Raw genomic sequence first — 14464 nt, forward strand, 5'->3', positions numbered from 1 at the left:
GATGACCTCCAGTCGTCAGTCTGTCGACGGGGACGGATCAGGTGACGACATCCGACACGATGACGGTCTTGCCATTTTTGATCTGCATGATGAATGCCTTGTCATGGGCCTGGTGGTGGGCATCGAATTTCAGCGTTCCCCCGGTGAGAGAGGCGAGGTCGGTGCTCACCAGGGCTTTCTGAATGGCCTTCGGCTCGGCGCTGTTCGCCCGGCGAATGGCATCCGCGATCACCATGACGGCGCTGTAACCCTCGAATGATTCATAGGTGGGCTGGGTTTTGTACGCGCTCTCATAGGCTTTCGCGAACTTCGCGTTCGCCGGCGTCTGGATCAGGGAGCTGTAGGGATAGACACTGGACGATCCGGCGAACTGCTTGTCCTTGAGGATCTCGAGGTTCTGGCCCTCGAGTTCGACGCGGCCTGTCACTGGCAGCCCCAGCCTGGCGCTGGCGGCTTGGCGCAGGTACGAAAGATGATCGGCGCCTGTGATGTAGAGGGCGACCGACTGAGTGCCGTTGTTGCGATATTTGCTGATCTGCGTTGAGAAGTCGGAGGTCCCCTGGGCCACGAAGTCGACCGCCGTCGCCTTGATGCCCTTGTCGGCGAGCGCCTTTTCCAGGGCGGCGGCACCTGTACGGCCGTACGTGCTGTCTTCGGCAAGGATGGCGACTTCGCGTACATCGCCTGCTGCCTGCAGGTAGGAGGACAAGGCGACGGCGAGCGTCGCGTCAGAGGGATTGATCCGGAAGGTGAAGTCGTTGCCTCCCTTGCCTGCTGCCGTGGTGATGTCAGGCGACGTGGACGTGGAGACCACCAGTGGCACCTGATATCGCTTGGCCAGCGGCATCGCGGCAAGGGTGACCCCGCTGCAGAGAGCGCCGATCACTGCGGACACCTGCTGTTGGGTGATGAGTTTGGTGACGGATCCAACGCCATCGGTCGGGTTGCAGGCGTTGTCCTGGGCGGCGAGTGCGAGTTTCCTGCTCCCCAGGAGACCGCCGTCTTTGTTGACCTGATCGATGGCCAGTTGCACGCCGTTGCGTTCGTTCTCCCCGAGCGCGGCGGCTGATCCTGACAGGGGGGTTGAGAGGCCGATTTTGATGGGGCCCGAGCCGGAACCCGGATCGTCGGCCGAGTTTGCACAACCTACGGCCGTGAGGGCGAGGGCAACGGCTGTTGCGAGTGTTCTGGTACGCATCTTGTGCCTCTTAGCTGATCAGACGCTGTGCGCTCCGCGTCCGTTTCATGACCTGGCTGGGTGATGCCCGGTCTGGCTTGGAGTAGCCGGCCCGAGGTTGATGCTCGAACATCTACCTACAGTCGACTGCATGTAGCTACAATCGACTGCATGTACGCTGCCTGTCAAGTGCTTCATCGGGACGAATTCCCGCGACTCCGCACCTTCACATGGGGAGGCAACAGTCGATGAACGAGCCGTCAGGCCGTGGATCGAAGCCGCCGACGCACAAGCTGATCGCGGAGGTGGCCGGAGTGCATCCTTCGACGGTGTCGAGGATTCTCCGACGGGCACCCGGACCCCGCAGGGCGGATTTCGCCGAGACCGAAGAGCGGGTGCGGGAGGTCGCCAAACGGCTGGGCTATCGCCCCGACCTCACCGCGGCGAGCCTTCGAACCCGACGCAGCATGGTGCTGGGAGTCCTGCTGCCGAAGCTCCACGACGTCGTGCTGGCCACGATTCTCAGCGGTATCGACACCGCGGCCTTCGGCCTCGGCTACCAGACCATCGTCACCAACACCCTGGGCGCGCCGGAACGGCGCCGGGAGCGGGTCGAGATGCTGCTCAGCCGCAGGGTCGACGGGCTGGTGATCGGCGACCCCACCCTCGACGAGAAGATCTACGAAGAGTTGTCCCGTTCCCGGACTCCGCATGTCCTGGTCAACCACCGTGCCGAAGGGCACGTGTCGGTGACCGGAAACGACGCGCTGGGAGGGCGGTTGGTGGGCGAGCATCTCCTGGCCGCGGGTCATCGCGAGATCGGCATCATCGCCGGGCCGCGTTACCCCACTGCTCTGGATCGGGTCCGAGGATGCGTGGAGGCGTACGAACGAGCCGGCGTCACCGTCGGCCGAGCGCAGATCGTCCACACGGATTTCGACCCCCAGGGGGGACGGCGAGCTGCGCAGGAGCTGCTCACGTTGCCGCGACGCCCAACGGCGATCTTCGCGGTCAATGACTCCGCGGCCATAGGGGCGATGGGGGCGCTCAGGGATGACGGGCTGGTCGTGGGACGCGACATGGCGCTGGTCGGCTACAACGACATCGCGATCGCGCAGGATCTTCCGATCCCGCTGTCGAGCGTCCACACGCCCCTGCGGGAGATGGGGGAGACGGCGGCACGATCGCTGATCGACCTGCTTGAGGGGCGGACGAGCGGGTCGGTCGCACTCCAGCCCCGGCTGGTGGTGCGTGACTCGAGCTCCTCGGTCGTCCCTGTCACGGCCCCTGTCACGGCGCCGGGGACTCGCGGCGAGCCCGGCGAGAAAGACGGCTGGGCGGCCGCCCCGCTGAAATGAGATGAGTTCCGCCGGCCCCGGAGGTCTCTACAGGCATGCGAAAAGTCATCTACTGCATGATGGTGTCGCTCGACGGCTACGTTGAGGCGCCCGGCGGCGACATCGGCTGGACCGCCCCCGACGAAGAGGTGCACGCGTTCTGCAACGACATGGCGCGCGGCATGGGGGGCGCCCTCTACGGCAGGCGCCTGTACGAGAACATGTCGGCCTTCTGGCCCACAGCCGACCAGCATCCGGACGCCCCGCCGGTCGTCACGGACTTCGCTCGGGTCTGGCGGGCCATGCCGAAATACGTCTTCTCGAGGACGCTCACCGAGGTGGGCTGGAACAGCACGCTCATGACCGGCGACCTCGAGGAGGAGGTCACGAGGCTGAAGCGGAAGGACGGCGGCGACCTGGAGGTGGGCGGGGCGACGCTGGCGCACAGCCTGGTGCGGCTCGGCCTGGTCGACGAGTTCCGGCTGCTCGTGCACCCGGTCGTGCTGGGCCAGGGCAGGCGGTTCTTCCCTGAGCTTGCCGCCTCGGTCAAGACACGCCTGGTCGAGAGCAGGACGTTCGACTCCGGCGTCGCCTACCTCCGCCACCAGGTGACGTGACCCTTGCGCGCCGGCTCCCAATCCCTTAGGAAGGTTTCCTAAGGGATCGGAGCAGCCGGTGAGGCAGATCCTGGCGGCGCTGGTCCTCCTGCTCGCGGTCGCCTGCGGCGAGGAGGCCCCGGACGTCCCGGTCAACGCCGCGGCAGATGGTGACTCCTCCGCTCCCTATAGGAAGCGGCTTCTCGCCTCGCTTACGCGGGAGACGACGGCCAAGCCCTGACCGATGCCCGAAAGCACAAGCACCATCCTATCCGCAGGAGGCGACGGTGTCCGAGGTTCCGCCCCTGAACGCCGGCGGCATGCCGGAGACCGACGTCAGGCGGATCCAGGCGCTCAGGCGGTCGGCTCACTTCGAGCGCGACCTGCTCGGCCTGCTCATCGAGCACCAGGGCGACGCTGCCCGGATGGCGGCCACGGAGATGTTGGACGGGGCCAACCCGGCCGTCCAGAAGTGGGCCGCCCAGGTGCGGGCCTCGCGTACGGCGCAGATCGACATGATGCGGGACCTGCTCTCCGGGTGACGGCCGCATCCTTTGCCGTGAGTTTTGCTCGGCGCATAGACGCCGATGGCGATAAGTGATTAGATCACTTGATATGTCCGAGGTAACGCGGCCCACGCTTTCCGACGCTCTCACCGAGCGCATGCTGGAGCTCATCCGCAAGGGCGGGCACCGGCCAGGCGACAGGCTGCCCTCGACCAGGGAGCTCTCCCAGCGCTTCGCCGTCACCACCCCGACGTTGCGCGAGGCGCTGCGCAGGCTCGAGGCCACCGGCGCCATCGAGCTGCGGCACGGCTCCGGCATCTACGTCGGCGCCGCCATCGAGCGGCTGGTCCTGCCCAACCCCAACATGCGCGAGGTGCACGCCGCCCAGCTCGTCGAGCTGCTCGGGGCGCGGATCGTCATCGAGCCGCCGCTGGCGGCGATGGCCGCGCAGAACGCGGAGGGCGAGGAACTGGCCGCGCTCAAAGGCGTGCTCGACCGGGCGGGCAAGCACCTGCGCGGCGACGACGCCGAGCTGCACGAGGCGAACATGTCCTTCCACCGGGCGACCGCGCGGATGGCGGGCAACAGCGTGCTCCACGAGGTCGTCGATTCGCTGCTCCTCGTCCACGGGCCGGAGCAGCGGGAGATCCTGCAGATCTTCGACGACCGGCGGCGTGACTACGAAGAGCACCTGGCGATCCTGGAGGCCATCGAGGCGCGCGACGCGGCTCAGGCCGAGGAGCGCATGCGGGCCCATCTGGTCGAGGTCAGGACGGTCATAGAGCACAGGTTGCACCCCCCGGGTTGAACCCCCCGGTTGAACCCCCGATGGAAACAAGGAGGCCGGCCCATGTTCCGGTCACGTGTGGTCACGCTCGGCGTGGCGGCGCTCGTCCTGACCGCCTGCGGTGGCAACGGCGCCGACGCGCCGCGGGAGAAGAAGACCGAGCTGACGCTGTACAACGACAAGGGCGCCTGGACGAAGTACTTCGACGAGATGAGTGCTCTGTCCAAGCAGAGCGTCGGCCTGAGCATCAAGCCGACGGGATACACCGACTCGGCCCAGTACCAGGCGTTCATCAAGGCGTCGTTCCGCACCGACGTCAAGCCTGACCTGTTCACCTGGCAGACCGGGGGAATGCTGGAGCAGATCGTCAAGCAGAAGCAGGTGGCCGACACCTCGGCCATCTGGCAGGAGGCGATCAAGAACGGCGACCTGTCGAAAGACCTCATGCCCTACTACACGATCGGCGGCAAGCAGTACTGCGTGCCGATGAACGTCGCCTACTGGGGCATGTTCTACAACAAGAAGATCTTCGACAAGCACGGCCTGAAGCCCCCGGAGACCTGGGACGACCTCATCAAGGTCGCCGACACGCTGAAGCAGAACGGCGTGAAGGCCTTCTACCACACCAGCGTGCTGTTCTCGTTCGTCTGGTTCGAGCAGCTCCTGGCCGGCACCGACCCCGACCTGTACGACCGCCTGTCCACCGGCGAGGCGAAGTACACCGACCCGGGCGTGGTGCAGGTGATGGAGAAGTGGAAGCAGCTGATCGACGCCGGATATTTCATCAACCCGGGTGACAAGACCGACCCCGGCGACGTGCTGAAGAACGGCAAGGCCGCGATGGTGTCGTTCGGCACCTGGTTCAACACCAGCATGACCCAGCGCAACCTCAAGGCCGGCGAGGACTACGACTTCTTCGTCATCCCCAACGTCAACCCCGCTCTGCCCAAGACCTCGATGATCTTCGAGAGCGGCCCGCTGTGCTCGCTGACGAAGGCGGCCGACCCCGACGCCAGCACCAAATACCTCAAGTGGTGGACGACCGCCGAGGCCCAGGAGAAGTGGGCGACGAGCCGGGGTGACGTGAGCGCCAACCCGAAGGTGGAGATCGACGACAAGGCGCTCGGCGCCGTCACCAAGGACGCGGGCGGCGGGAAGTACCGCCTGGTCAACCGCTACTTCGAGGCCACGCCGCCGCCCGTGCTGACGGCCGCGCTCGACGGGTTCAGCAAGTTCGTCACCCAGCCGGGCTCGTACAAGGAGGTCCTGGAGACCATCCAGCAGGCCGCCGACGAGTACTGGAGCACGCATCAGTGAGCGAGGGAGCATCCGGGCGACCGAGCCCGCCTCACGGAGTGAGGCCATGAGCACGCGCGCTCCCTTGCTCGGCCGCTTCAAGCACGGTTACGTCGCCCCGGCCGCTCTCCTGGTCGCGGGGCTGCTCTACGCGCCGTTCGTGTGGACGGCCTACCTGAGCCTGACCCGCTACGACGGCCTTGAGCCGCCGGCGTGGATCGGGCTGCGCAACTTCGCCAAGTTGTTCGACGACCCGGCGCTGCTCACCTCGACCCGCAACACGCTCATCTGGGTGGTCGGCACGATGGTGCTGCCGGTCGGACTCGGGCTGCTGGTGGCGGTGCTGTCGTACGACCTCAGGGGCGGCGCGTGGTACCGCCTGCCGTTCATGTTGCCGTACGCGCTGAGCGGCGCCGGCCTGGCCATGGTGTGGAGCCCGATCCTGTCGCACGGTGGGATCGCCAACCTGATGCTCGGCGTGGACACCGCCTTCTTGCAGGACGCGCCGGCCAACACGGTCGCCATGCTGCTGGTCTGGACCTGGCAGCAGCTCGGCGTCAACACGCTGCTGTTCGTGGTGGGCCTGCAGTCGATTCCCAAGGAGCCCATCGAGGCCGCCCGGCTCGACGGCGCCTCGGGGTGGCGGTTGTTCCGGCACGTCATCTGGCCGCTGATGAGGCCGCTGACGGCCGTCGTGGTGGGGCTCGCTCTGGTGGCCGGGCTGAAGACGTTCGACATCGTGTGGGTGCTGACGCAGGGCGGGCCAGGCCGCAACTCGGAGACCCTCGCGGTGACGATGTACAAGGAGACGTTCGTGGCCAGCGACTACGGCTACGGGTCGGCGGTCGCGGTGATGCTGACCGTGGTCACGGGCCTGGCGTCCTACCTCTATCTCAAGAGGCAGGTGACCGCGACATGATCAGGCGTGCCGTGCTCGTCGTGCTCGGGCTGGTCTGGCTCGGGCCGACGTACCTGCTGCTGGTCAACGCCGCGCGCCCGGCCGACTCGTACGATCCGGGCAGCGCGTGGGTGCCGTCCGGCGACTTCGCGCTGTTCGAGAACTTCGCGCGGGCGCTCGACAGCGCCGACCTGACCCGGAGCCTGGCCAGCACCGCGCTCTACAGCGTCGTCTCGCCGCTGCTCGGCGTGCTCGTGGGCGCGCTGGCCGGCTACACGATCGTGGTGCTGCGGTTGAAGTACGGGTTCTGGTGGTTCCTGCTGATCTTCGGCGGCACCATCTTCCCCTCGCAGATGTTGCTCGTGCCGCTCTTCGTCGGCTACAGCGACGCCGGCCTGTACGACTCCAGGCTCGGCATGATCCTCATCTACACGGCGATCAACGTGCCGCTGGCCGCGTTCGTGCTGCGCAACTTCTACTCCGGCGTGGCCTTCTCGATCTTCGAGGCCGCGCGCATGGACGGCGCGTCCACGTGGCGGATCTTCTGGCGCATCTACCTGCCGATCTCGGCCAGCGCGCTGGCCGCCGTGTTCATCCTCGAGTTCACCTTCATCTGGAACGACCTCATCTTCGGCCTGACCCTGACGCAGACCGAGGAGGTGCGGCCCGTGATGACCGCCATCGCCGGCCTCATGACCGACGTGTACGCAGGAACCCCGGTGCCCGTCGGCCTGGCGGCGGGCCTCGTGGTCTCGTTGCCGACGGTCGTGTTGTTCCTCGCCACCCAGCGCCTCTTCGCCAGGGGCCTGTCTCTAGGGAGTGTTTGATGACGAGCCGGTTGCTCCAGCGGAGCCTGGGCAGTCCCGACTATGACGGGATCAGGCAGGCGCTGCGCGATGACACCTCGACCCCGGTGATCAGCGTGCGCGGGCTGGAGGTGCGCGTCTCGGTGTTGCCGCTGTTCACCCACGACGGCCGCCAGGCGGTCAGGGTGTCCAGCACCCAGCCGCTGACCCACACGCTGGTGGACGCGGACAGCGCGTCGGGCAGCGACGTGACGCTGCTGGTGCCGGAGGTCGACGCGCCGCGCGAGCTGACGCTGGAGTGCCGCGACGACGCGGGCGTGGTCGGCTCGGCGCAGGTCACGGTGACGCCGCAGCGCAAGTGGAGCGTGTTCGTCGTGCACCACTCGCACCTGGACATCGGCTACACCGACCCGCAGGGCACGGTGCTCCGCCACCACCTCGACTACCTGGACGCGGCGCTGCGGCTGGCCGAGGAGACCTCGTCCTGGCCCGACGACGCCAAGTTCCGGTGGAGCGTCGAGTCGTCGATGCCGGCGCTGAAGTGGCTGGACGCGCGGCCGCCCGAGATGGTCGAGGCGTTCGCCGCGCGGGCCCGCGAGGGCGTCATCGAGGTGACCGCGCTGCCGTTCCAGCTGCACACCGAAGCCTGCTCGACCGAGGAGCTGCACCGCCAGCTCCGCTTCACCTCCCAGCTCAAGGACCGGTACGGCTTCGCCACCACGTCCGCGATGCACACCGACGTGCCCGGCGCGGTCGTCGGCCTGGTCGACGCGCTCAGCGCGCACGGCGTGCGCTACCTGGCGGCGGCCCACAACTGGGCCGGCCGGTCGGTGCCCTACCTGCACGGCGGCGACAAGCTGACCAGGCCGTTCCGGTGGCGGGCGCCCAGCGGCAACGAGGTCATCGTGTGGTTCACGGACACGCCGCACGGCATGGCGTACATGGAGGGCAACACGGTCGGGCTGACCGACTCCTTCGAGCTGGCCGACGACCTGCTGCCGCGCTACCTGTCGGCGCTGGCCACGCGGGGCTACCCGTACGGGCCGGGCACGTTCGGGTGGCAGGGGCCGGACGCGCCCAAGGAGCCGTACGAGCTGGACGTGCTGCACCTGCGGGTGCAGGGGGCGCACGCCGACAACGCGGGCCCGTCGATCGTGCCGGCGTCGATCGCCCGCAGGTGGAACGAGAAGTGGGCCTACCCGCGCCTGCGCTCGGCCGCCAACAAGGACTTCTTCGAGCACGTCGAGGAGCGCTACCTCGACCGGCTCTCCGTGCACGAGGGCGACTGGACCGACTGGTGGGCGGACGGGCTCGGCTCGGGCGCGCGCCCGCTCGGCTACGTGCGGAGGGCCCAGTCGGCGCTGCGGGTGGCCGAGACGCTGCACACGCTGGCCGGCGAGGACACCACCGAGCAGATCGACGCCGCCTACGACAAGGTGGCGCTGTTCAACGAGCACACGTGGGGCGCGGCCAACCCGTGGGAGGACGCCGAGGAGGCGGGCGACTCGGGCGGCCTGCAGTGGACGCGCAAGTCGTCGGGCGCCTACCAGGCCCAGGACGACGCGTCGGACCTGCTGCACGCCGCGACCCGCAGGTTCGCCGCCGCGCTGACGGGCGGCGGTGACGAGAGGGGAACCGGCGGCGCGCTGGCCGCGTTCGCCGTCTTCAACCCCGGCACGCGGGCGCGCACCGACGTCGTGCGCGCGTTCCTGCCCAGGGACGTCGTGGGCGTGGACGTGCCGATCGCGCTGGTGGACGCGCGGACCGGGCGGACGCTGCCGCACCACGAGGAGCTGGTCGACCCGGTGGACTGGCCGACCCGGCCGATCGGGCGGCACGTGCACGCGGTCGTCGAGGACATCCCGGGGTACGGCTACGCCCGCCTCGACGTCGTGCCCGGCCAGACCCAGGCCCCCGAGCCGGTCGAGCTGGGCCTGGACGGGGTGATCGAGAACGAGTTCTACCGCGTGGCGTACGACGTGCGCGAGGGCTACGTCAGCTCGATCTTCGACAAGCGGGCGGGCCGCGAGCTGGTCAACGGCGAGGCCGCGGCCGGCTTCGGCCAGTACGTCTACGACCAGTACGCCACCGCCCCGCACTTCAACCACATGTCGGGACACGTGGGGGCGCATGACCGCACCCTCCTCGGCGACCGCGCCATCGGCAGGAACGCCGTCATCACCAAGGTCCAGCGCACCGCCGTGGGCGAGAAGCTCGTCGTGGAGCTGCGGGCCAAGGGCGTCGACTGGCTGCGCACCACGATCGAGCTGCACGACGGCGTGCCCAGGGTCGACCTGACCTACCAGCTCGCCAAGCAGGGCACCCCCTCGAAGGAGGCGGTGTTCCTGGCCTTCCCGTTCGCCGCGGGCCAGGCCACGGCCTGGGAGCTGACCGGCGGCGTCGGCGGCCCCGACGTGCCCCGAGTGCCCGGCTCGGCCGAGTACATGTTGCCGATCCGGCACTGGATCGCGTTCGAGGACTCCGAGCTGACCATCGCCTGGGCCACGCTGGAGGCGCCGCTGGTGCAGCTCGGCACCATCCACATGCCGTACGCGCCGTTCCCGCCGACCCTCGACCAGGAGGACGGCACGGTCTACTCGTGGGCGCTCAACAACATCTGGGACACGAACTTCCCGGCCCAGCAGCAGGGCGAGACCACGTTCCGCTACGCGGTCACCAGCGAGAGCGGAACAGAGGGCAGGCGGCTCGGGGCGGCGGTGGCCTCGGGACTGACAGAGCCGTTCGTCGGCGCGCTGATCGACGACGGCCCGGCCGCCACCGAGACGTACGTCTCCGTCGACCACCCCGACGTGCTGGTCACGTCGCTCGGGCGGTCGGGTGACGAGCGCGTGGTGCGGCTCCAGTCGCTGGCCGCCGAGCCGGTCGAGGCGACGGTCACGCTGCCGGGCCTGCGCTCGGTCCGCGGGCTGGACGTCGTGGACGAGTCGGTCAAGGTACGGCTGCCCGCCTGCGGGGTCGCCGTCGTCTGGGGGACGTGCGCGTGAAGATCGTTGACATCCGGGCCACGACGGTCGCGGTCCCGCTCGAGGCGCCGCTGCGGCACAGCAACGGCGCGCACTGGGGGCGGTTCGTCCGCACGATCGTCGAGGTCGAGGCCGACAACGGGCTGATCGGCCTGGGGGAGATGGGTGGCGGGGGCGAGAGCGCGGAGTCGGCCTTCCGCGCGCTCGTGCCGTACCTGAAGGATCATGATCCCTTCCAGCTGGAGGCGCTCCGCTTCAAGATCGCCAACCCGACGGCCTCGCTCTACAACAACAGGACCCAGTTGCTGGCCGCCATCGAGTTCGCCTGCGTCGACCTCATCGGGCAGCACCTCGGCGTGCCCGCCAGCGACCTGCTGGGCGGGCGCGTCCGCGACGCCGTCCCGTTCGCCTCCTACCTGTTCTTCCGGTACGCCGCCGAGGGCCACGCCGAGATCCGCACGCCCGACCAGCTCGTCGCGCACACCGCGGAGCTCAAGGCGGCGCACGGGTTCACCGTGCACAAGCTCAAGGGCGGCGTGTTCCCGCCGGACTACGAGCTGGAGTGTTACCGGGCGCTGGCCGAGGCGTTCCCCGGCGACCGGCTCAGGTACGACCCGAACGCCGTGTTGTCGGTGGCGGAGGGCCTGCGCTTCGGCCGGGCCATCGAAGGGCTGAACAACGACTACCTGGAGGACCCGGTCTGGGGACTCGAAGGGCTCAGGGCCGTGCGCGAGCAGGTCAGGGTGCCGCTCGCGACGAACACGGTCGTGGTCAACTTCGAGCAGCTCGCCTCCAACGTGCTCCGCAGGGCCGCCGACGTGGTGCTGCTCGACACGACCTTCTGGGGCGGCATCCGGCCGTGCGTGAAGGCGGCGGGGGTGTGCGAGACGTTCCAGATCGGGGTGGCCGTGCACTCGTCGGGCGAGCTCGGCATCCAGCTCGCGACCATGCTCCACCTCGGCGCGGTGCTGCCGAACCTCACCTACTCCGCCGACGCGCACTACCACCAGCTGCGCGACGACGTGATCGAGGGCGGCAAGATGGCGTACTCGGAGGGCGCCATCGCCGTGCCCGAGGGTCCGGGGCTGGGCGTGCGGCTCGACAGGGAGCGGGTGGCGGAATACGCCGAGCTCTACCGCGAGATGGGCGGCTACCCGTACGACCGCGACCCGGGCCGGCCCGGCTGGTACGCCACCGTGCCCAACGCGCGCTTCGCCGACCCCACCGTCGCGTCCGTGGACTAGCACCATAATGATGCGGTATGTCTGAACCCTCGCGGCCCGCTCCGCCCGCCGACAACCTGGTCACCACCTCCCACGCCCTGCCGTCGGGGGAGCGGTACACCGCCACCGCGGGCACGATCGTGCTGCGCGAGGAGGTCTACACCGACGGCGCCTTCGACGGCCTGCGCCCCAAGGCCGAGATGTTCGTCACCGCGTACACGCTGGACGGCGCCGACCCGCTGACCCGTCCGGTGACGTTCGCCTTCAACGGCGGTCCCGGCTCGTCGAGCGTCTGGCTGCACCTGGGCGTGCTCGGGCCGCGCCGGGTCGTCATGGGGGACGCGGGCGCGCTCCTGCCGCCCCCGTACGGCCTGGCCGACAACGAGGAGAGCCTGCTGGCGGTGAGCGACCTGGTCTTCATCGACCCGGTCTCCACCGGCTACTCGCGGGCGGCCGAGGGGGAGAAGGCGGAGCCGTACCACGGCTTCACCGGCGACCTGGAGTCGGTCGGCGAGCTCATCAGGCTGTGGACCACCAGGAACGCGCGGTGGATGTCGCCGAAGTTCCTGGCGGGCGAGTCGTACGGCACGGTCAGGGCCGCCGGGCTGGCCGAGCACCTGCAGTCGCGATACGGCATGTACGTCAACGGCGTGATGCTGATCTCCTCGGTGCTCGACTTCATCACCGGCGAGTTCAACGAGGGCAACGACCTGGCCCACGCCCTCTACCTGCCGACCTACGCGGCCATCGCCCACTACCACGGGCTGCACGGCGACCGGCCGCTGGCCGACGTGCTGCGCGAGGCCGAGGAGTTCGCCGAGCGTGACTACCCGTGGGCGCTGGCCCGCGGCAACCGGCTCACCGCCGGCGAGCGCGCGTCCGCCGTGGCCAGGATCGCCGCGCTGACCGGGCTCAGCGAGGACTACGTCGACCGGGTGAACCTGCGGATCGAGCACATCCGGTTCTTCACCGAGCTGCTGCGCCCGCGCCGCCAGGTCGTCGGCCGCCTCGACGGGCGCTTCACCGGCTGGGACCCCGACGCGGGGCGCGAGCGCTTCTTCGCCGACCCCAGCATCAACGCGATCATGGGGCCGTACAGCGCCGGGCTCAACCACTACCTGCGCACGGAGCTCGGCTACGCCAACGACCTGCCGTACGAGGTGCTCACCTCGCGGGTCTACCCGTGGTCGTTCAAGGAGTTCGAGGGCGCGCACGTCAGCGTCACCGACAAGCTGGCCGCCGCCATGCGCGCCAACCCGCACCTGCGCGTGCACGTGGCCGGCGGCTACCACGACGGCGCGACCCCCTACTACGCCGCCGAGCACGCCCTCGCCCACCTGCCGGTGCCCGCGGAACTGGCTGCCAACGTCGAGTTCAAGTACTACGAGGCCGGCCACATGATGTACGTCCACGAGCCCAGCAGGCTGCGCCAGTCAGCCGACCTCGCCGCTTTTGTGCTGGGCCAGCAGGCTTGACGCCCGTTTCAGCCGCTGCTTGAGGTTGGCGCGGAGCGCGGCGAACCGCTGGGGATTGTCGGCGATGACGTCCTCCTGCAGTTCGGAGTCGGCTCCGTACCAGGCCAGCACGAGGCCCGACGACCACTTGCACCGGGTGTCGGCGGTCGCCGTCTGCTTCTCCTCCTCGGTGACCTCCGGATCGTCCAGGCTCCAGCGCTTGTCGGCGATGGCCGCCTCCGGCGACGGGTAGGAGTGGCCGGCCTGGCTCATGCACGACTGCCAGCGCTTGACCGCCTCCTTCACCGCGGGGTCCTTGGCCGCCTGCTCCAGCGTCAGCGAGTCCTGCAGCGACAACCACGGCCAGTCCGCCTTGCGTGCCCCCTTGTCCAGGGCCTGCGTCGCGCGGTCCAGGCAGCCGCGGTCGGCGGCGGTGCCGTACAGGCGGTGGCGGACCGGCTTGGGCAGCTTGGCGGCCCACGCGCCGGTCGTGTCGGGAGAGGGCGGCCTGGCCAGGTGGTAGCCGTACTGCTTGGCCGCCCCGATGTCCGAGACACCGTAGCGGCGGGAGTTGCCGGGATCCACCGCGGCGATCGTGTCGGCGTCCTCGGCGGGAGGGGTGACGGTGTCGCCCCGCTCGCGCATGCACTGGACGACGAGATGGTTGTGGGCATTGCCCAGAACGGCCCGCTGCTTGGGAGTGGTCTTGTAGGCGTCGAACGGCAGCACCAGCTGCGTCATCGCGGCGGCGTCCGGACCGGACGTCGCGGGCGCGGCGGGCTCGTCGGCGGCACAGGCCGCGGCCGACGCGACCAGCAGCAGCGTGCTCGCGAGGAGCCCCCGGCGACCGGTTTCCGGCGGCCAAGCCCGGAAACCGGCACTCCCGTCATTTCTCAGCGGCACCAGATGTCGATCGCGCTGGTGCGGTTGTTGCCGATGGCGTTGTTCGACAGGTAGCCGTCGTTCGAGTTGTGCGTGAACGTGCTGTGCGCGCCGGTGTAGCCGGGGTGCTGCCACAGGGTGGCGCTGCAGCCGACCCGGTTCCTGACCGAGCTGGTCTCGTTGTCCATGCTGTGCCAGGTGTTGCTGAAGTCCCAGTTCAGCCAGTTGTTGTCGGCAAGGTTGGAGTCGTCCTTGACGAAGTCACGCCAGTGGTCGATCTGGCCGCGGTTGTAGTCGAAGCCCGCGTACAGGCAGACACGACCGCCGTAGCAGGTCGAGCGGGGGCTCGCCACCGCGGTGGCCGCGGGGGCGGCCACGGTGAACATCGCGGCCACGGCGACGATGCCGGCGGCCTTCTTGGATAGCCTCACAGGTCTCTCCTCGATCGGTGAGTCGTTTTCGACCTCGGTAACTTAGCGTGCCGAATCGAACGCGAGTCGTGGTGACTCGCCGATCCC

General features: G+C 69.0%; 14 protein-coding genes. 11 read left to right on the top strand and 3 right to left on the bottom strand.

The genetic code is table 11. The annotated features are described in order from the left end of the window. Positions 1-37: 37 nt before the first annotated feature. Positions 38-1198 carry an ABC transporter substrate-binding protein gene (locus tag ACZ6SA_RS18450; protein WP_347648042.1) on the bottom strand — a complete coding sequence of 387 codons (1161 nt, stop codon included), beginning with the start codon at positions 1196-1198 and terminating at the stop codon, positions 38-40. Between the two features lie 227 nt (positions 1199-1425). Between ACZ6SA_RS18450 and ACZ6SA_RS18455 the strand changes: the two genes are divergently transcribed. The 11 genes from ACZ6SA_RS18455 to ACZ6SA_RS18505 all read left to right on the top strand — a co-directional run bounded on the left by ACZ6SA_RS18455 (position 1426) and on the right by ACZ6SA_RS18505 (position 13085). After that, positions 1426-2535: a LacI family DNA-binding transcriptional regulator gene (locus ACZ6SA_RS18455; protein ID WP_465829149.1), complete on the top strand. Its 1110-nt coding sequence runs from the start codon at positions 1426-1428 to the stop codon at positions 2533-2535. Between the two features lie 35 nt (positions 2536-2570). Then, a complete protein-coding gene (locus tag ACZ6SA_RS18460) occupies positions 2571-3131 on the top strand; it encodes a dihydrofolate reductase family protein (protein WP_347648040.1) in 561 nt (186 codons plus the stop codon). Positions 3132-3189: 58 nt separating this feature from the next. Continuing rightward, positions 3190-3351, top strand: a complete 162-nt coding sequence (locus ACZ6SA_RS18465) for a hypothetical protein (protein ID WP_465829151.1) — start codon at positions 3190-3192, stop codon at positions 3349-3351. 46 nt (positions 3352-3397) lie between these two features. After that, positions 3398-3652 (top strand): DUF305 domain-containing protein, encoded by a 255-nt coding sequence (locus tag ACZ6SA_RS18470; protein WP_465829153.1) that lies wholly within the window; start codon positions 3398-3400, stop codon positions 3650-3652. A gap of 73 nt (positions 3653-3725) precedes the next feature. Next, a complete protein-coding gene (locus ACZ6SA_RS18475) occupies positions 3726-4424 on the top strand; it encodes a FadR/GntR family transcriptional regulator (protein ID WP_347648037.1) in 699 nt (232 codons plus the stop codon). 42 nt (positions 4425-4466) lie between these two features. Then, positions 4467-5720, top strand: a complete 1254-nt coding sequence (locus ACZ6SA_RS18480; RefSeq protein WP_443153681.1) for an ABC transporter substrate-binding protein — start codon at positions 4467-4469, stop codon at positions 5718-5720. Positions 5721-5766: 46 nt separating this feature from the next. After that, positions 5767-6618: a carbohydrate ABC transporter permease gene (locus ACZ6SA_RS18485; protein WP_347648035.1), complete on the top strand. Its 852-nt coding sequence runs from the start codon at positions 5767-5769 to the stop codon at positions 6616-6618. Beyond that, positions 6615-7424: a carbohydrate ABC transporter permease gene (locus ACZ6SA_RS18490; RefSeq protein WP_347648034.1), complete on the top strand. Its 810-nt coding sequence runs from the start codon at positions 6615-6617 to the stop codon at positions 7422-7424. Before ACZ6SA_RS18485 ends, ACZ6SA_RS18490 begins: the two co-directional genes overlap by 4 nt. Next, positions 7424-10408 (top strand): glycoside hydrolase family 38 N-terminal domain-containing protein, encoded by a 2985-nt coding sequence (locus tag ACZ6SA_RS18495; RefSeq protein WP_465829156.1) that lies wholly within the window; start codon positions 7424-7426, stop codon positions 10406-10408. The genes ACZ6SA_RS18490 and ACZ6SA_RS18495 overlap by 1 nt, the downstream gene beginning before the upstream one ends. Then, entirely contained in the window at positions 10405-11631 is a 1227-nt protein-coding gene (locus ACZ6SA_RS18500) for an enolase C-terminal domain-like protein (protein WP_347648032.1), read from the top strand. The genes ACZ6SA_RS18495 and ACZ6SA_RS18500 overlap by 4 nt, the downstream gene beginning before the upstream one ends. A 17-nt stretch (positions 11632-11648) precedes the next feature. After that, a complete protein-coding gene (locus ACZ6SA_RS18505) occupies positions 11649-13085 on the top strand; it encodes a S10 family peptidase (RefSeq protein ID WP_347648031.1) in 1437 nt (478 codons plus the stop codon). Here ACZ6SA_RS18505 and ACZ6SA_RS18510 read toward each other — a convergent pair. Then, the gene (locus ACZ6SA_RS18510; protein ID WP_465829160.1) at positions 13044-13967 is read right to left on the bottom strand and encodes a hypothetical protein; all 924 of its coding nucleotides are present in this window, start codon (positions 13965-13967) and stop codon (positions 13044-13046) included. The genes ACZ6SA_RS18505 and ACZ6SA_RS18510 overlap by 42 nt on opposite strands. Then, positions 13958-14377 carry a peptidase inhibitor family I36 protein gene (locus ACZ6SA_RS18515; protein WP_347648029.1) on the bottom strand — a complete coding sequence of 140 codons (420 nt, stop codon included), beginning with the start codon at positions 14375-14377 and terminating at the stop codon, positions 13958-13960. The genes ACZ6SA_RS18510 and ACZ6SA_RS18515 overlap by 10 nt, the downstream gene beginning before the upstream one ends. Positions 14378-14464 lie beyond the last annotated feature (87 nt).

This window comes from Nonomuraea sp. NPDC049378, assembly GCF_055586745.1.